The 18,083-nt window shown below is 65.0% G+C and carries 14 protein-coding genes; 8 read left to right on the top strand and 6 right to left on the bottom strand.

The features are described 5' to 3' along the window. Positions 1–51: 51 nt before the first annotated feature. The gene (locus XH89_RS35030) at positions 52–426 is read right to left on the bottom strand and encodes an AtpZ/AtpI family protein (RefSeq protein ID WP_194464832.1); all 375 of its coding nucleotides are present in this window, start codon (positions 424–426) and stop codon (positions 52–54) included. 386 nt (positions 427–812) lie between these two features. On the opposite strand from XH89_RS35030, the gene XH89_RS35025 reads away from it, so the two are divergent. Next, complete coding sequence (locus XH89_RS35025; RefSeq protein ID WP_194464831.1) at positions 813–1,346, top strand: hypothetical protein; 534 nt, start codon at positions 813–815, stop codon at positions 1,344–1,346. Positions 1,347–1,528: 182 nt separating this feature from the next. Continuing rightward, positions 1,529–2,002, top strand: a complete 474-nt coding sequence (locus tag XH89_RS35020; protein ID WP_194464830.1) for a secondary thiamine-phosphate synthase enzyme YjbQ — start codon at positions 1,529–1,531, stop codon at positions 2,000–2,002. 80 nt (positions 2,003–2,082) lie between these two features. Here the strand turns inward: XH89_RS35020 and XH89_RS35015 are convergent, their stop codons facing one another. After that, entirely contained in the window at positions 2,083–3,708 is a 1,626-nt protein-coding gene (locus tag XH89_RS35015) for an MFS transporter (protein WP_194464829.1), read from the bottom strand. A gap of 343 nt (positions 3,709–4,051) precedes the next feature. Between XH89_RS35015 and XH89_RS35010 the strand changes: the two genes are divergently transcribed. After that, the gene (locus XH89_RS35010) at positions 4,052–4,723 is read left to right on the top strand and encodes a response regulator transcription factor (RefSeq protein WP_194464828.1); all 672 of its coding nucleotides are present in this window, start codon (positions 4,052–4,054) and stop codon (positions 4,721–4,723) included. A 195-nt stretch (positions 4,724–4,918) separates the two neighbouring features. On the opposite strand, the gene XH89_RS35005 is transcribed toward XH89_RS35010, so the two are convergent. Continuing rightward, positions 4,919–7,750 (bottom strand): winged helix-turn-helix domain-containing protein, encoded by a 2,832-nt coding sequence (locus tag XH89_RS35005; protein WP_194464827.1) that lies wholly within the window; start codon positions 7,748–7,750, stop codon positions 4,919–4,921. Between the two features lie 197 nt (positions 7,751–7,947). Here XH89_RS35005 and XH89_RS35000 point away from each other — a divergent pair, with 197 nt between their 5' ends. The 4 genes from XH89_RS35000 to XH89_RS34985 all read left to right on the top strand — a co-directional run bounded on the left by XH89_RS35000 (position 7,948) and on the right by XH89_RS34985 (position 10,894). Next, positions 7,948–8,367, top strand: coding sequence for an organic hydroperoxide resistance protein (locus tag XH89_RS35000; RefSeq protein ID WP_194464826.1), 420 nt, complete (start codon positions 7,948–7,950; stop codon positions 8,365–8,367). A 32-nt stretch (positions 8,368–8,399) separates the two neighbouring features. After that, positions 8,400–9,431 carry an alpha/beta fold hydrolase gene (locus XH89_RS34995; RefSeq protein WP_194464824.1) on the top strand — a complete coding sequence of 344 codons (1,032 nt, stop codon included), beginning with the start codon at positions 8,400–8,402 and terminating at the stop codon, positions 9,429–9,431. Between the two features lie 72 nt (positions 9,432–9,503). Then, the gene (locus tag XH89_RS34990) at positions 9,504–10,055 is read left to right on the top strand and encodes a cytochrome P460 family protein (RefSeq protein ID WP_194464823.1); all 552 of its coding nucleotides are present in this window, start codon (positions 9,504–9,506) and stop codon (positions 10,053–10,055) included. A gap of 17 nt (positions 10,056–10,072) precedes the next feature. After that, complete coding sequence (locus XH89_RS34985; protein ID WP_194464822.1) at positions 10,073–10,894, top strand: SDR family NAD(P)-dependent oxidoreductase; 822 nt, start codon at positions 10,073–10,075, stop codon at positions 10,892–10,894. A gap of 13 nt (positions 10,895–10,907) precedes the next feature. Here the strand turns inward: XH89_RS34985 and XH89_RS34980 are convergent, their stop codons facing one another. Together XH89_RS34980 and hemA are read right to left on the bottom strand one after the other, a co-directional pair. Next, positions 10,908–14,417, bottom strand: coding sequence for a hybrid sensor histidine kinase/response regulator (locus XH89_RS34980; protein ID WP_194464821.1), 3,510 nt, complete (start codon positions 14,415–14,417; stop codon positions 10,908–10,910). Positions 14,418–14,791: 374 nt separating this feature from the next. Then, positions 14,792–16,021, bottom strand: coding sequence for a 5-aminolevulinate synthase (gene hemA, locus XH89_RS34975; protein ID WP_194464820.1), 1,230 nt, complete (start codon positions 16,019–16,021; stop codon positions 14,792–14,794). A 342-nt stretch (positions 16,022–16,363) separates the two neighbouring features. On the opposite strand from hemA, the gene aroQ reads away from it, so the two are divergent. Then, positions 16,364–16,795, top strand: coding sequence for a type II 3-dehydroquinate dehydratase (gene aroQ / locus XH89_RS34970; RefSeq protein ID WP_194464819.1), 432 nt, complete (start codon positions 16,364–16,366; stop codon positions 16,793–16,795). 171 nt (positions 16,796–16,966) lie between these two features. Here aroQ and XH89_RS34965 read toward each other — a convergent pair whose 3' ends face one another. Next, a complete protein-coding gene (locus XH89_RS34965) occupies positions 16,967–18,028 on the bottom strand; it encodes an MBL fold metallo-hydrolase (RefSeq protein ID WP_194464818.1) in 1,062 nt (353 codons plus the stop codon). Positions 18,029–18,083: the final 55 nt, after the last annotated feature.

The raw sequence follows: 18,083 nt of genomic DNA, 5'->3' as shown, positions 1-18,083 counted from the left end.
CCGCACCGGCGAAGCCGGCGCGACAATTCCTCTCCTCGTGTCGGATTGGCTTTAAGAACCACCCCGCCTGTTCTGGCCCGCGCCCGCCGATCTCACCACATTCACCACGCCGGCCACGAAGCCCAGCAGCAGGAACACGATGAATCCGAAGGGCGACGTCGACAGCAAGCGGTCGAAACCCCAACCAATCCCCGCTCCGACCGCGACACCGGCGACCAACTCGGAGGATAACCGAAAACCAAGCGCCATCGCCGAGGCTCTGGCCGCTCCGTCTCCACCGTCACCTGCGGGTTGCTCGGTCTTGACGTGGCGGTCGCGAAATTCGGACAACCGCTGATCAAGACTTCCGAGCCGTTCGGAAAGCGCAGCTTCCTCAGGCGATCTATCGCGATTTCCATTCTCGCCGTGTCCCGTGTCCTGAGCCATGCCACGAAGACCCGAAACGCTGCGGTTGAATGGAAATTACGCCCGCCACCCTCAAAAGCCGCGCGGACCATACTGACCGCACATAATCAAGTCAAGCCAAGTCACGATCGCGTCGTGTTCGTTTATGTATCTGATTTAATTGCGGATATTGCCTTGCACGCCAGCGCTGCACACAGCGTGACGCCGCACCGCAGCAGCTCCTCGCGCGATCCGCCGATATGGCCGACATTTTGCCGCAGCTTTGGGGATCAAACAGACTGCGGCCCCCGTTGATGTCGCGGATGCGGTTTTGGAAGCGGATTCGAGCGGGCCGGCGATGCGCCGTCGCCCGCCGGGGTGTACAATTCCTCCGATGCGCCACCTCACGCGGCGTGGCGGAGAGCACGATGAGACCGGTGAAATCATCCACAACATCATGGCTTGCGGCAGGCATCGCTGTGGCGACGATCGTCAGCGGCGGCGTGGCTGCCGCGCAATCGGCCCCCGACGGCGACAACGGCCGCTACAGCATGACGCCCATCCCGGAGGGGGCGCTTCGGCTCGATACCCGTACCGGCGCAGTTTCGACCTGCACCAAGAACGGTGCCGGCTGGGCCTGCTACACGGTGCCTGACGAGCGCTCCGCACTCGATGCCGAGATCGGCCGGCTCCAGGCCGAGGTCGAGAAGCTGAAGGGACAACTCGCGGCCGGGCCGACCGTCTCAGGCAAGATCGACGAGGCGCTGCCCAAATCCGATCCCCTGAAGAAGGCCGAGCCGCAAGCACGGGAACCAAAGGTCGCCGAAGGCGAGCGCAAGCTCGAGATACCGTTGCCGAGCGACCAGGACATGGATCGCATGATGTCGTTCCTGGAAAAGGCCTGGCGCCGGCTGATCGACATGGCCAATCGCGTGCAGAAGGACGTGTCGGGGAAGATTTGAGGAGCCGTCGGCTGTGCCCGCGCGTTGAGCTCTCGTAGGGTGGGCTAAGGCGCATCGCGCCATGCCCACCATCTGATTATCGTTGCGTGGATTCTTGGGCACGTTTCCGCCTTCGCTCTTCAAGCTACGGCGGACAAGTCGCTTTGCCCACCCTACGGCAGCTTTCGCGTTGAGAGACATTCATGACGTCCGCTAAATCCATGACCCGCTCGGCGCCATCTTCGGTGCAAGCCACCACGATCGTCTCGTCGCTGCTCACTGTGCAGACGCCCGGCCGCGGCTTCACCGATCTCACCGGCGAGGTCGCAAAATTCATCAACGAGGCGCGCGCGGGCGAGGGGGCGTTGACGCTGTTCATTCGCCACACCTCGGCTTCGCTGACGATCCAGGAAAACGCCGATCCGTCCGTGCTGGTCGATCTCACCACGGCGCTCTCGCGCCTCGCGCCCGAGAACGTACCCTGGACTCATGACACCGAAGGGCCGGACGACATGCCCGCGCACGTCAAGACGATGCTGACAGGGGCTTCGCTCCAGGTCCCGATCCTGAACGGCAAGCTCGCGCTCGGCACCTGGCAGGCGATCTATCTGATCGAACATCGCGCCCGTCCGCACCGGCGCGAGGTCGTGCTGCAATTCATCGGCAGCAATCGATAGCCTCAAAAGCAAACCGGCCGCGGATCGCTCCGCGGCCGGTTCGCTTGGACGCTGCTGGCCTCGTGCCGGCCAGCGAGCAATCAGGTCGACTGGATATCGACGTCCTTGGTCTCGGGCAGGAACAGGAAACCGACCACGGCGGTGATGACCGCGAACACGATCGGATACCAGAGACCCGCATAGATATCGCCCGTCGAGGCCACGATCGCGAATGCGGTCGCCGGCAACAGGCCGCCGAACCAGCCATTGCCGATGTGGTAGGGCAGCGACATCGAGGTATAGCGGATCTTGGTCGGGAACAGTTCGACCAGCATCGCCGCGATCGGGCCGTACACCATGGTGACGAAGATCACCAGGACGAAGAGCAGGCCGATGATCGCCGCAACCTGCGGACGGAAGATGTCGAACGGGTTGGACATCTTCACGATGCCGGGGTCGCCCGCCTTGGGATAGCCCGCCGCCGCGATCGCCGCGGTGATCGCCGGGTTGCCCGCCTTCGCGTCCGGATAGGCGATGTCCTTGCCGTTGACCATGACCTTGACGCCGGAGCCGGCCGGGCCGGCGCTCGTCGAGTACTTGACCGACGAGGCGGCGAGGAAGGCGCGGGCAGTGTCGCAAGGCGCGGTGAAGACACGGGTGCCGACCGGGTTGAACAGGTCGCCGCAGCCCGCGGGATCGGCCACCACCTCGACCTTCGTGGCCTCGATGGCCTTTTCCAGCGCGGGGTTGGCGTTGCTGGAGATCATCTTGAAGATCGGGAAGAAGGTCAGTGCCGCGATCAAGCAGCCGCCGAGGATGATCGGCTTGCGGCCGATCTTGTCGGACAGTGCGCCGAACACGACGAAGAAGCCGGTGCCGAACAGCAGCGACCACGCGATCAGCAGGTTGGCGGTATAGCCGTCGACCTTGAGGATCGATTGCAGGAAGAACAGTGCGTAGAACTGGCCAGTGTACCAGACCACGCCCTGGCCCATGGTGCCGCCGAGCAGCGCCAGCAGCACGAGCTTGCCGTTCTGCCAGTTGGCGAAAGCTTCCGTCAGCGGCGCCTTCGAGCTCTTGCCCTCTTCCTTCATCTTCTGGAAGATCGGCGATTCATTGAGGCGCAACCGGATCCACACCGACACGCCGAGCAGCAGCACCGAAACCAGGAACGGGATGCGCCAGCCCCAGGCCGCGAAGTCCGTCTCGCCGGTCGCGGTGCGGGTGAACAGGATCACCAGCAGCGACAGGAACAGGCCCATGGTCGCCGTGGTCTGGATGAAGGAGGTGTAATAGCCGCGCTTGCCATGCGGGGCATGCTCGGCGACGTAGGTCGCAGCACCGCCATACTCCCCGCCGAGGGCCAGACCCTGCAACAGGCGCAACGCGATCAGGATCACCGGAGCGGCAAAGCCGATGGTTGCCGCACTGGGCAGCAGGCCGACGATGAAGGTCGACAGACCCATGATCAGGATGGTCACGAGGAAGGTGTATTTGCGGCCGACGATGTCGCCGACGCGGCCGAACACGATTGCGCCGAAGGGGCGAACCAGGAAGCCTGCGGCAAAGGCCAGCAATGCGAAGATGTCGCGGGTTGCCGGCGGATAGGCAGAGAAAAACTGCGCGCCGATGATCGGGGCCAGCGATCCGTAGAGATAGAAGTCGTACCATTCGAAGACGGTACCTAGCGACGAGGCGAGGATGACGAACCGCTCATCCTTTGTCATGCCGGCCGATCGTGCCGACGTTGCAGCCATTGTGGACATCGTGAATGCGCTCCCCGAATTCATTTCCTCGCGTCCCGGCTGTCCGGACATGCCGGATCAACCCAGGTCTTGTCCCCAAGGTAACATCGGCGTGAAAGCGGTCCCAATACGACTTTCGGCCTTTCGCACTGACACGCAACTGACGGTGAGGATCTATAGTGCAGCGCCGTCGTCTATGACTTGGGATTAACCCCTTTCTGGCAAAGGAATAATGTGCCCTTGCATGCCACGGCCGGTCGGGGAAGAATTGACCATTGCACCGGTCCGGACTACTGGCCCAGTGACGAACGACAGCAAGAGATCGATGAACGCTCCTTCCACCCATCTCGTCATCGCCGATGACCATCCGCTGTTCCGCGACGCGCTGCGGCAGGCGGTGGCGGGCGTCCTCTCCACGGCCAAGATCGACGAGGCCGGCTCGTTCGAGGATCTGACGAAGCTTCTGGAACAGACCTCCGACGTCGATCTGGTCCTGCTCGATCTTTCGATGCCCGGCATCTCCGGCTTCTCCGGCCTGATCTATCTGCGCGCGCAATATCCGGCGATCCCGGTCGTGATCGTCTCGGCCTCCGACGACAGCGCCACGATCCGCCGCTCGCTCGATTTCGGCGCCTCCGGTTTCATTCCGAAGCGGTTCGGCGTCGAGACGCTGCGCGATGCCATCCTCAAGGTGATGGAGGGGGACGTCTGGGTTCCCGCCGACACCGACCTGTCAGCCGCCGCCGACCCCGACACGACGCGCCTGCGCGACCGTCTGGTGACGCTGACGCCGCAGCAGGTGCGGGTCCTGATGATGCTGTCGGAGGGACTGCTCAACAAGCAGATCGCCTACGAGCTCGGCGTCTCCGAGGCGACCATCAAGGCCCACGTCTCGGCGATCCTGCAAAAGCTCGGCGTCGAAAGCCGCACCCAGGCGGTGATCGCCGCCGCCAAGATCGCCGGCGGCCAGTGGAAGCAGGGGACCCCCACGGGGTAACGGCGTAGCGCTCGATCATACCATCACCGTCACCCTGAGGGGCGCGGAGCGCCGCAGAGCAAGCCTCGAGGGGCGACGGCCCGGCTGCATCAGCTCGGCCGTGCATCCTTCGAGGCTCCCCATGGGACGCCTTGCGTCCCATGCCTCGCACCTCAGGATGACGGAACTGATACAATGCAGCTCAGTCCCGGCGTGCTATAATCTCTCCAAAATCTGCTTGGCCGCCTTGATATCCGCCGTCTCGGAGCCATCAGCAAAACCTTCGAGCGCGGCTTCCAGCAATCGCTTGGCTTCCCCGCGATCGGTGATGAGCGTCGCGAGATCGAGCGCGGCGCGCAGCTCCCAGGCTTTCGCACCGGTGCGGCGGCTCAGCTCCAGCGCTTCCGTGACGTGACGTTTCGCGTCCGCGATGTCCGGCTGTGCCTGGGACAGCAGGACCTTGCCCTTCATCCGCAACAGCTCGGGCATATACAAGTGATCGCCACTCTGTGCGACGAGATCGATCGCATTGTCGATCAATTGCGCGGCCTGCTCGGCCTGCCCGAGCGCAAGACGCCCTTGAACCAGCGCGATGTTGAAGGTCGTGGTCAGCAGCTCGTAGCCGGACTCGTGCAGTTCCTGCAGGCTGCGCTCGATCGTCTCGACGCCACCCTTCGCGTCGCCGCGCCGGATGGCGAGTTCGCCTTTGACGCCTCTGCCGACCGCGAGATAAGGCCCCATCGAGCGCGACTCGGCGTGCGCAATGAAGCGGTCGATGTTCTCGTCGGCAGCATCGAGGTCACCATTCCAAAGATCGATCGAAACTGCCCAGATCAGGGCGATACAGAGCGTGATCGGATGATCCATCTGCGCGGCTTCAGCGACCGTCTGCTGCCCCAGCTGTCGGGCCTGCTCGGGGCGTCCCTGCAACCACAATTCACGCGCCAGCGAGATGCCGGCGCGGTTGCGGTGGTCGAAGCCGTAGACCGTGCTGATCCGTTCCGTGCCGGGACCGCGCCAGGCGGCCTCCAGCATCCTCGCGGCGTCGCGATGTTCGCCGCCGAGATGCAGCGAGACGCCCAGCAGCGACTGGGCGAGGCCGAGCGAGACGGCATCGCCGAGCCCCTCGGCGACGACGAGGCTCCGTCGCGCGTAGTCGAGCGCAGTCTCGAATTGACCGATCCGCTCGTGGAAGATGTGCATCCGGCCGAGCAGCTGGAGCTGGTTCGGCGCATCGCCGAGCGTCTCGGCAATGGCAAGGGCTCGCGTCAATGCGCTGCGCGCAGCGTCGCTGCCACCGTGCGTGAACATCGAGGTCAGCCCGAGCGCGGCCTGAAGGTGCATCTCATCGGCGCTGCCGCGCCTAGAGGGATCGATCGCAAGCAGCGCCCGCTCGGACCAGCGGCGGCATTCAGTCAGCAGCGACATCGCAAGAAAGATCGGGGCCGCCGCCGCGGCGAGCGCAATGCCGATGCCGGCATCGCCGTTCGGGCCAAAACACCAGTCGAGCGCGGCGCGCACGTTGTGAAGCGCCGAGAAGTGGATGGCGCGCTCGTCGGCGCTCGGCACCGTCGCCCATCTGGTGCCGGCCTGTAGCAGCCATCGCCGGTAGTAGGAGGCATGGCGGGCGGCGAGAGTCGATCCGCCGTCCGCGATCCCGAGCAGATAGGCGCGCGTGGTGTCGAGCAGACGGTAGCGCATCATCGCGCCGATGGGCCGCGGCGCGACCATCGATTTGGCGACGAGGCTGTCGATGGCGTCGAACAGAAGCGCGCGATCGACCTGTTCGTCGGGGACGACCTCGAGCGCGGCGTCGATGGTGAAATGGCCGGCGAAAATTGCAAGCCGGCGCAGCACGAGGCGTTCGACTCCGGATAGGAGCCCATAGCTCCAGTCCAGAGTGGCCTGCAGCGTCTTCTGCCGCGGCGGCGCGGTCCGCTGCCCCTGCCAGAGCAGATTGAGGCGCTCGTCGAGCAATGATGCAGTCTGCTCGAGGCCATAGGCTTCGACCCGGCCGGCGGCGAGCTCGATCGCGAGCGCCATGCCGTCGAGCGTCCGGCAGATGCGCGCGGCGATCGCGGCATTGGAATCGTCGAGCGCAATCTGAGCGCCGCTCGCCTTTGCGCGTTCAAGGAAGAGCTCAAGCGCGGGATAGGTGCGGGCGACCGCAGCCGTCAGCGCGACATCATCGGGCGGAACGGCCAGCGGCGCCAGCCGGTAGACCTGCTCGCCCTCGACGCGCAGGGCTTCCCGGCTCGTCGCCAGGATGTGGACCTGCGGCGCGGCTTGAAATATCTCGGCAGCCAGCGGCGCCGCCGTCGCAATCACATGCTCGCAATTGTCCAGGATCAGCAGCGTGCGCTTGTCGTGCAGATGCGCAAGCAAGGCGGGCATCGGATCGTCGGTCTGATCAGGCAGACCGAGCATCAGCAGCAGCGAGGTGATCACGAGATCGGGATCGCTGAGCGCGGCCAGATCAACGAAGTGTGCAGCCTCCGCAAATGTCGCGAGCAGATCATGCGCGATTGCGACAGCGACGGCGGTCTTGCCGACGCCGCCCGGGCCAACGATCGTGACGAAGCGGGATGTGGTGAGCTTGTCCGAGACGGTGGCGATGGCATCATCGCGACCGACCATCCGCTGCAATCGATTGGGTAGCTTGACGGGCGGCAATTCGGCCTGCGGAGCGCGGCGTGGTTCGGCGCGAGCGCCGACTTGCGAGATCGGCGCCACGAAGCAATAGCCGCGCCCCGACAGCGTCGTGATGTAGCGCGCACCGTCCTTGCCGTCGCCGAGCGCTTTCCGCAGCGCTGCGATGTGGAAGCGCAGGTTGGTTTCCTCGACGCGCATGCCGGGCCAGACCAGGCCTATCAGATCCCATTTGCTGACCACCTCGTTTGGCCGGGACATCAGTGCGAGCAACGTGTCGAAGCTCTTGGCACCCATCGGCAGCACAACGCCGTCGCGCCTCACCAGGCGCTCATGCGGCGTCACGGTGAATGGTCCGAAAGAGAGTGTTGTTGCGGCAGGCCCGGTCGGCTCGGTCATCACGAAATCTTGCTCACTTGCAGAACCGGATAGCCAGCGCGCAGTGATCCCGCAAGGCCACCTTTGCAGTGGCATCAGGCCGCGTTTGCTGGCCTCACGATGGGTTCCCTGTCAGGCTCACAACATCTCACAACTCCAAACGGGTGCCCGGCGTAACATGCTGATAGTCACTTGCGTAACGGCAAGGAGACCTCTTCATGAGCCAAACGGAAAAATTGCTCTACACGGCCCGGACCCATACCACGGGAGGCCGCCAGGACGGCATGTCCCGCAGTTCTGACGGTCGTCTCGACGTGCGGCTGTCGCCGCCGGGCGGCGCGGGAATCGGTACCAATCCCGAGCAATTGTTCGCAGCCGGCTGGTCCGCCTGCTTCGAAGGTGCGCTGGAGATCGCGGCCCGCAAGCGGAAAATCGTGCTTCCGAGCAAAGGCGCGATCGATGCGGAAATCGACCTCGTCCTCGACGAAGGCGCCTACGCGCTCAGGGCGCGCCTCGGTGTCAGCCTGCCCGGCCTCGATCGCGAGGTCGCACGCGATCTGATCGATGAGGCGCACCAGACCTGTCCCTATTCCAAGGCCGTTCGCGGCAACATCGACGTGACCGTCGATCTGATCTGACTACTACGACAACCATCAACAGGACCCCGACCATGACACAGTTGATCGACCCGCATCGCCGCCAGTTCCTCGGCGTCGCAGCCGGGACCGTCGCCGTCGGTCTCGGCGTGATCGACCTCGCGCGCGCCGCAACCGAGGCGCCGCCACCCTCCGCATCGAACGCGTCGTTCGGCACGATCAAGCAGATCAATGCCGGCGTTCTCAACGTCGGTTACGCGGAAGCCGGTCCCGCCAGCGGCCCCGTGGCGATCCTGCTCCATGGCTGGCCCTACGACATTCACAGCTTCGTCGACGTCGCGCCGATCCTGGCTCAGGCCGGCTATCGCGTCATCATCCCTTACCTGCGCGGCTACGGCTCGACGAACTTCCTCTCCAGCGAGACGCTGCGCAATGGCGAGCCGGGCGCGCTGGCCGCCGACATCATCGCTCTGATGGATGCACTCGACATCAAGAAGGCCGTCCTTGCCGGCTTCGACTGGGGTGCGCGTACCTGCGATATCATTGCCGCGCTGTGGCCGGAGCGCTGTCGCGCGCTGGTGTCGGTCAGCGGCTATCTGATCTCGAGCCAGGCTTCGGGAAGCGCGCCGTTGCCGCCGGCGGCCGAGCTGCAATGGTGGTACCAATTCTATTTCGCGACCGAGCGCGGCCGCGCCGGCTACGAGAAATACACGCATGATTTCGCAAAACTGATCTGGAAGCTGGCCTCGCCGCAGTGGAAGTTCGACGATGCCACCTTCGACCGCAGCGCGAAGGCCTTCGAGAACAAGGATCACGTCGCGATCTCGATCCATAATTACCGCTGGCGACTCGGTCTTGTTAAGGGCGAGTCCAAGTACGAGGAGATCGAGAAGAAGCTCGCGGCAGCTCCCATCATCAGCGTGCCCACAATCACGATGGAGGGCGATGCCAACGGCGCGCCGCATCCCGATCCCGGCGCCTACGCCAAGAAGTTCTCCGGCCGCTACGATTATCGCCTGATCACCGGCGGCATCGGTCACAACCTGCCGCAGGAAGCGCCGCAGGCCTTTGCCAAGGCCGTGATAGATGCCGACGGCGGCGCCTGAGCGCGCGCTTGAAGCCTCGGTCCAGCGCGGCTGGACCGAGGAGAGGTCGCGATCTCAACTTGAAGAAAAATCATGCCGTCAATCGAATCTGAAAAGAAAAAGTCCACGATCACGGCCATCGCGCTGGCCGTACTCCTGCTCGTCGTTCTCCTGGCCTGCGCGCCGTATCTGGTCTCGATCGCACTCGCCGAGGGTCCTGCGGCGGCGGACGCTTCGCCGATCTTCGGCGTCACGATTCCCGAGAGCTATAAGAAGTGGGAGCTGATCGCGCCGGCCGAGGAGGCCGCGCCGCTCGATGAGCTGCGTGCCGTCGTCGGCAACCAGACCGCCGTCGATGCCTATCAGGGCGGCAGGCTTCCGTTCCCCGACGGCACCATCCTGGTGAAGCGTGCCTGGAAGCGCACGCAGTCTCCCGACTTTGCATCCGCGACCATTCCGGGCGCTGCCACCACGGTCCAGGTCATGGTCAAGGACTCCAAGAGATACGCCGCGACCGGTGGCTGGGGCTTTGGCCGCTTCGTGAACGGCAAGCCGGTGGACGAAGCGCAGCACCGGACCTGCTTCGCCTGCCATGAAGCCCGCGCCAAGGGCCATGACTACGTCTTCACGCGGCTCGCGCCCTGAACCTCGGAGGCCTCACGGTGAAGACATGGTTCATCAGCGGTAGCGCGCGAGGACTCGGGCGTTCGATTACGGAAGCCGCGCTCGCAGCGGGAGATCAGGTGGTTGCGACGGCCCGTACGCTCGGGTCGCTCGAACCGTTGCTCGGACGCTCTGGCGGTCGGCTGCGACTCGCGACACTCGACGTGACCGACGAGGCTGCGGCGGAAGCTGCGATCGGCCTTGCCGTCGAGGCATTCGGCGGCATTGATGTTGTCGTCAACAACGCTGGCTATGGCGACCTCGGATCGGTCGAGGACACCAGCCTGGAGGCGTTCCGTCGGCAGATCGACGCTAATCTGATCGGGACCGTCATCGTCACGAAAGCTGCGGTCCCCGTGTTGCGCCGGCAGCGCCGCGGACACATCGCGCAACTCTCGTCGGTGGGCGGCCGGATCGGTGCGCCGGCGCGCGCGGCCTATTCGGCCGCGAAATGGGGGATCGAAGGCTTCTCGGAATCGCTTGCCCGTGAGATGGCCCTGATCGGCGTGCACGTGACCATCGTCGAGCCCGGCGGCTTCCGGACAGGCTTTGCCCAAGCCGCACATGACACGGATGAAGGCCGGCCGGAGTACGACGCGGTCGTCGGCGCAGCTGTCAGGATGCAGCGGGACTATGACGGCCGCCAGCCGGGTGATCCGGCGAAGGCGGCCGCCGTGGTGCTGAAGGTTGCGGGAATGGATCAACCGCCGCAGCGGATCGCACTCGGCAGCGATGCCGTGAGCGCCATCGCCGCCATGGACCGGCAACGCCTCGAAGAGCTGGAGAAGTGGCGCGCGCTCAGCGTCTCGACGGACTATTGATCAACAGGGCGCCTCACTCCGCCGCCACCATCTGCTGCGTCCGCCATTGCCCGAGCAGGGCGCGCAGCGAAGCCGGCTTCACCGGCTTGTTCAGCACCGCGATCTTCTCGTCGCGCGCAGCGCTTTGCACGGCCGGACTGCGATCCGCGGTGATCAGGATCGCGGGGATGCTGTCGCCGAAGCGGCGTCGGATGTCGCGGATGGCGGCGATGCCGTTGCCGCGGTCGAGGTGGTAGTCGACGAGCAGACCGGTCACACGCTTGCCGGCGGCCTCGATCGCAGCAATCGCGCCTTCGGGATCGGCCACCGCGATCACCTCGGCATCCCAGGCTTTCAGCAGCGTCCGCATGCCGTCGAGGATCGCCGCGTCATTCTCGATGCAGACGATCAGCGCGCCTGCGATCGGCGTACGTGCCAGCGGCGTTGCGCTGGTCACCGCGGCGGTCAGCGTCACCGCCTTCGCCGTTGGGACCGACACGGAGAACAGCGAGCCGCCGCCGGCATTGGCGTCGATGGTGATGCCGTGATTGAGCACGCGTGCCAGCCGCTCGACGATCGAGAGTCCCAGCCCGAGCCCACGTGCGATTCGCGCGCCCTGCTCGAGGCGGTGGAATTCCTTGAAGATCTCGCCGCGTTTGACCGCGGGGATGCCGACACCGGTGTCGTACACGCAGATCTTGAGCGAGGCGCCGTGACGGCGGCAGCCGACCAGCACGCGCCCGCGCGGGGTGTATTTGATCGCGTTCGAGATCAGGTTCTGCAGCAGCCGCCGCAGCAGCAGCCGGTCCGACTCGACCGGCAGCGAGCAGGGCACGAAGGTGAGGTCGAGGCCCTTGGCGCGCGCGATCGGGGCGAACTCGATCTCCAGCGAGCGCATCAGATCGGCCATCTTGAAGCTCGAGATCGAGGTCGCCATCGCGCCGGCATCGAGCCGGGAGATGTCGAGCAGCGCGCCGAGGATCTCCTCGATCGCCTGCAGCGATTCGTCGATATTCTCGACCAGCCGCGTCTCCTCGCCATTATGCTGGCGCTCGACCAGGCTCGTGACATAGAGCCGCGCCGCATTCAGCGGCTGGAGAATGTCGTGGCTGGCGGCGGCGAGGAAGCGCGTTTTGGAGATGCTGGCATCTTCGGCGCTGCTCTTGGCCAGCGCCAGCTCCGAGTTGAGCCGGGTCAGTTCCTCGGTGCGGTCGCGCACGCGCTTTTCCAGTGTCGCATTGGCACGCTCCAGCGCTTCGGCAGCCTCGAAGGTCGGCGTGACGTCGGTAAAGGTGATGACGAAGCCGCCACCGGGCATGCGGTTGGTGAGCACCTCGATCACCATGTGGCGCTCGGGCAGACGTTCGAGATAGGGCTCGCTGTCGGTGGTGTAGGCCACGAGCCGCTGCTCGATCATGGCCTCACGGTCACTCTCGCCGGCCGGATCGCTCACGCCCATGAATTCCAGGATTTCGCGCAAGGGCGTTCCGAACTGGATGAAATGCGGGGGCACGTTGAGGAGGTCGCCGAACTGCCTGTTGGAGCAGATCAATTGCAGATCGGCGTCGAACACCGCGATGCCCTGGCGCACATGGTTCAGCGCGGTCTGCAGGATCTCGCGGTTGAAGTGCAGCGCCGCATGGGAATCGTCGAGCAGCTTCAGCGCGGCTTTCGCGGAGACGGTTCGCTTGCGCAACAGCAGCGACATCACCATGCGCGAGGACGCAGCTCCGATCGACGAGGCGATCAGGTGCTCGGCGTGTTGCAGCAGCTCGAAATCGGCGGGTGCTCCGGATTCCAGCCGCATGTTGCGCCGTGCCGAGAACGCCTCGAACGAATGCCGGGCGCGATCGGGCCCGAGATATTGCGCGACCGTGCTCTGGATGTCCTGCACCGTGATGGTGGTGCGCCAGCGGCGGAAGTTCGGAGCAATCGGGGCGAGCGTGTTGGGCACGAACAGATCGGCCTGCACGAGTTCAATGGACGATGGCTGCCGCGCCAGCGACAACAGCACATAGGTGAGGATGTTGAGCGAGAGCGACCAGACCACGCCATGCATCAGCGGCGGCAAATCCGCGCCGAACAGCGCCTGCGGCCGCAGCGCCTCGATGCCGAACGGGCCGTGCTGGAGCAGCAGGATGCCCGCGGTCGAGGAATCCATGAAGCTCGGCATGAACAGCGTGTAGAGCCACACCGCGAAGCCGACCAGCATGCCGCCGATGGCGCCGCGCGCGGTCGCGCGCCGCCACAACAGGCCGCCGAAGAAGCTGGGCGCCAGCTGTGCGATGGCAGCAAAGGACAAGAGGCCGATCGCCGCGAGCTGGGTGTTGCCGAGCGCGCGATAGTAGAAATAGGCCATCACCATGATGGCGAAGATGGCAAGCCGCCGCGAGCGCAGCAGGAAATCGCCGAAATCGCTGGTGCCGGTGCGGCCCTCGGGGCGGCGTTGCAGCACCAGCGGCACCACGAGGTCGTTCGAGACCATGATCGAGAGCGCGACGCATTCGACGATGACCATCGCGGTGGCCGCCGACAGGCCGCCGACGAACACGGCGACGCTGAGAAGCCCGGCGCCGCCCTCCATCGGCAGCGCCAGCACGTACATGTCGGGATCGACGGCGCCGAACGGGAAGATGACGAGGCCGGCAAGCGCGATCGGGATCACGAATACATTGATGGCGAAGAGATAGAGCGGGAACAGCCAGCGCGCGCGGCTGACCTCGGCGTCCGCGGAATTCTCCACCACGCTGACGTGAAACTGCCGCGGCAGCAGCATGATCGCGCACAGCGACAGCAGCGTCATGGTGAGGAAGTTGCCGATCGACGGCGAATAGCCGATGGCGCGCACCGCCTCCGGCGTCTTCATCGCGCGCTCGATCAATTCATGCGGCGAGAACATCCAGAAGGTGACGAAGATGCCGGCGGTGAGGAAGGCAGTCAGCTTGACGATGGATTCTGTTGCGACCGCCAGCATCAGGCCGTGCTGATGCTCGGTGGCGTCGGTCTGCCGCGTGCCGAACAGCACCGCGAACGCTGCCATCGCCAGCGTCACCATCAGCGCGATGTCGCCGAGGATCGGGATGTGGGAGAACGCTTGGTCCTCGCTCAGGATGACCTCGAGCGAGGACGCCACCGCCTTGAGCTGCAGCGCGATGTAGGGCACCGAGCCGATGATCGCGATCAGCGCCACCGTTGCCGCCACCGCCTGGCTCTTGCCGTAGCGCGCGCCGATGAAGTCGGCGATCGAGGTGATGTTGTGCGCCTTCGCCAGCTGGATCACGCGGCGAAGCACGCCGGCGCCGAGCCCGATCATCAGGATCGGGCCGACATAGATCGCGAGGAAGTCGGTCGAGGTGCGGGTGGCGAAGCCGACCGAGCCGAAGAAGGTCCATGAGGTGCAGTAGATCGCCAGCGACAGCGGATAGATCAGGCCGGACGCGCGGCCGGGCTTGGCCGACGAGCGGCGGTCGCCATGGCTCGCCACCAGGAACAGGAAACCGATATAGCCGAAGGCGGCGGCAATCACGCCCCAGTCGTGCAGCATGGCGAGCGTGCTTCTCCCATGGCGCGGTGGCGCCCGATCTTCCTAAGGCGCGCAAGCGGCGCCCGATCTCATTTTCCCTGCAAATCTAGCGCGTTGGCGGGGTGGAGGCGACAGCGAAATGGCCAGCGGGCGCCGGAACTGCTGATGTCGTTAAGGTGCGAGCAGGCGGCGCTGGCGCTTACCCTCCCCTGGAGGGGTCCGGGACGAGCATAGCTCGCCCGTGGTCGATCGCGCGAAGCGCGAGCGGGGTGGGTGATCTCTCCACGCGGGCAGTGTTCGAGGTGGAGGGACTGTCACCCCATCCTGCTTCGCATTTTGCTTCGCTACATGCGAAGCGACCCTCCCCCCTCCAGGGGAGGGGGTGGAAGCGAAGACTACTCCGCCGCCAGCGACTTCTCGCGCAGCGGCAGCCCCAGCCGGTCCCACACCTGCAGCAGCGCCTCGGCGAGCTGATCGATCAGGCCGTCATCGTGATAGGGCGAGGGCGTGATGCGCAGGCGCTCGGTGCCCTTGGGCACGGTCGGGTAGTTGATCGGCTGGATGTAGATGCCGTGCTCTTCGAGCAGGAGGTCGGAGGCCTGCTTGCATTTCTCGGGATCGCCGACAAACAGCGGCACGATGTGGGTGTCGGTCGACATCACGGGCAGACCGGCGGCGCTGAGGATCGCCTTGACGCGGGCGGCGCGGTCCTGATGGCGCTCGCGCTCCCAGCTCGAGGCTTTCAGGTGCTTGATCGCCGCGGTCGCTGCCGAGCAGATCGCCGGCGGCAGCGCCGTGGTGAAGATGAAGCCCGGCGCATAGGAGCGCACCGCGTCGATGATCTGGCCGTTCGCTGCGATGTAGCCGCCGAGGCAGCCATAGGCCTTTGCGAGGGTGCCTTCGAGGATGTCGATGCGATGCATGACGCCGTCCCGCTCGGCAATACCGCCGCCGCGCGGGCCGTACATGCCGACGGCGTGGACCTCGTCGACATAGGTCATCGCATTATATTTTTCGGCGAGATCGCAGATCTTGGCGAGCGGGGCGATGTCGCCGTCCATGGAATAAAGGCTCTCGCAGGCGATCAGCTTCGGCCGGTTCGGACCGGCCGCCTTCAGCAGCTCCTCGAGATGCGCGAGATCGTTGTGGCGAAACACCTGCCGCTCGCAGCCGGATTGGCGAATGCCCTCGATCATCGAATTGTGGTTGAGCTCATCGGAAAGGATGAGACAGTTCGGAATGAGCTTGGCGATGGTGGCGATGCCGGTCTGGTTCGAGACGTAGCCCGAGGTGAACAGCAACGCCGCTTCCTTGCCGTGCAGGTCGGCAAGCTCGGCCTCGAGCTGCACCAGCGGATGATGCGTGCCCGCGATGTTGCGGGTGCCGCCTGCGCCGGTGCCGACCCGGGTTGCGGTCTCGACCATGGCGCCGACCACTTTCGGGTGCTGGCCCATGCCCAGATAATCGTTGGAACACCAAATCACGACGTCGCGCTTGCCCTTGGGCGAATGCCAGACCGCGTGCGGGAACCGGCCGGCGGTGCGCTCCAGATCGGCGAACACGCGGTAGCGCCGTTCAGAATGGAGGCGATCGAGGGCGGAAGTGAAGAACTGGGCGTAATCCATCGGCAAAACCTAAGACGGAACTGACCAAAAGGGCCGCATCTTCTTAGAGCTTTTCCAGCTCTAATGTCTATGCGCTATCCCACATTTGGTCGTGAGGGGCATTTGGGCAAAATGCCCTATCCGGCGCGTTGCAATTTGATCCCGATCAAGCTCGCGCGACTTATAATGCTGCTCTGCACCATCCGACGGAATGAGAGCCTGGCCGTTCCCGGTCTTCCTTCGCGGCGCGTCACGCGCTTTCCTTGACCGCGGCCGCCGCCATTACCGAGTCCAGATCTCGCAGTGCATGCGCCCTTGGCCGGGGAGAGCATGCTCAAACCAGGCATTCAAAAGGACCTTCCCATGAAGCGCGTGATGATCCTCAATGGTCCCAATCTCAACATGCTCGGCATTCGAGAGCCGCACATTTACGGCACCACAACGCTCGCACAGGTCACTGCGAGCTGTGAGGAGGTCGCGGCCAAGCTCGGGCTCAAGCTCGCCTTTCACCAGTCCAACCACGAAGGCGTGCTCGTCGATCTGATCCAGTCGGCGCGGCAGGACGCCGACGCCGTCGTCATCAACCCCGCCGGCTTCTCCTTCACCTCAGTCGCGATCATGGACGCGATCAAGACGTTCGAAGGGCCGGTGCTGGAGGTGCACATCTCCAACATTCACGCGCGCGACGAATACCACCGCCACTCCAAGATCTCGTTCGTGGCGACCGGCGTGATCTGCGGGCTGGGGCCGTTTGGCTATATCGCAGCGCTGCACGCGATTGCGAATATGAAGTGAGGTGCTTTCCGCCAAGGCGGCGGTGCGCTCCCTCGCCCGCTTGCGGGGAGAGGGATGGGGTGAGGAGGAGTCTCCGCGGGGACGGTGAGAGCTGGATTCGTGGAGAGTCCCTCTCACCCGGTCGCTCCGCGACCGACCTCTCCCCGCAAGCGGGGCGAGGTGAAGCGCCACTCACGTCGTCCTGAACTGCAGCACGCCGTCCTTCGTCTCCGCCGTCAACCGCCCTTCGACGATCATGTAGTTGACGTGGGCGACGAGCTCGCCGGCGGCAAAGCCCATCTGGTGCTCGTCCAGCACGTGCTTGTTGAACACGACGGGCACCAGCGCGCGCGAGGTCTGCGGCACCTCGCGGCAGGCTTCCGCGATCAGGCGGCAGCGCTCTTCGTGGTGATCGGCGAGCTGCTTGATGCGGGTCTTGAGCCCGTAGAACGGCACGCCGTGGCCGGGCAGCACCAAGAGATCATAGGGCAGGGTGGTGGTGAGGCTCGCGAGCGAGGCCAGATATTCGCCGAGCGAATTCTGGTCGGGCTCGACCGCCCACACGCTGACATTCGGCGAGATCTTGCTCAGCACCTGGTCGGCGGAGAGGAACAGCTTGTCGTCGGCGCAATACAGCATCACCTGGTCGAGCGCGTGCCCGCCGCCGGTGATCACCTTGAAACGGCGCGTGCCGATTACGACTTCGTCGCCATGCGAGATGCGGCGGTAGGACGGCGGCAATACCGAGACGCGCTTGAGATAGTCCTGGCCGCGGCCGAGCAGCTTTTCGGTGAGCGACTCGTCCATGCCATGGCGGCGGAAGAACAGCCGCTGCGCCTCGCGCCGCTCCTCGGTGCCGCGGTTCTGGTGATAGACCGATTGCAGGTATTCGACCTGCGACATTACCAGCGGACAGTTGAACCGTTCGACGATCCAGCCCGCGAGTCCGACATGGTCGGGGTGCGAATGCGTCACGATCAGGCGCGTGATGTTGACGCCCTTCAGCGGGCCGTCGAACAGCTTGGTCCAGGCTTCGATCGTCTCCTCGTTGCCGAAGCCGGCATCGACCATCGTATAGCCGTCGCCGTCGGCGAGCAGATAGATGTTCACGTGGTTGAGGCGGAACGGCAGCTTCAGCCGCGCCCACAGCACGCCGGGTCTGATCTCCACGATCTCGTCGTGGCCGGGATGCTGGTCCCAAGGGTAGCGCAGGGCCTCGGCGGAGGACTGCACGGTGTCGGTTTTCGCGTTCATGCTACCGGCTTAAACCCAGCGCGGGCGGGGCGCCAGCCGAAAAGAAGGCCAGCCG

Origin of the sequence: Bradyrhizobium sp. CCBAU 53340, assembly GCF_015291645.1 — a bacterium.
Taxonomy (GTDB): domain Bacteria; phylum Pseudomonadota; class Alphaproteobacteria; order Rhizobiales; family Xanthobacteraceae; genus Bradyrhizobium.
Note: the sequence above shows the minus strand (reverse complement) of the source record. Positions and strands in the feature narration are given on the sequence as shown.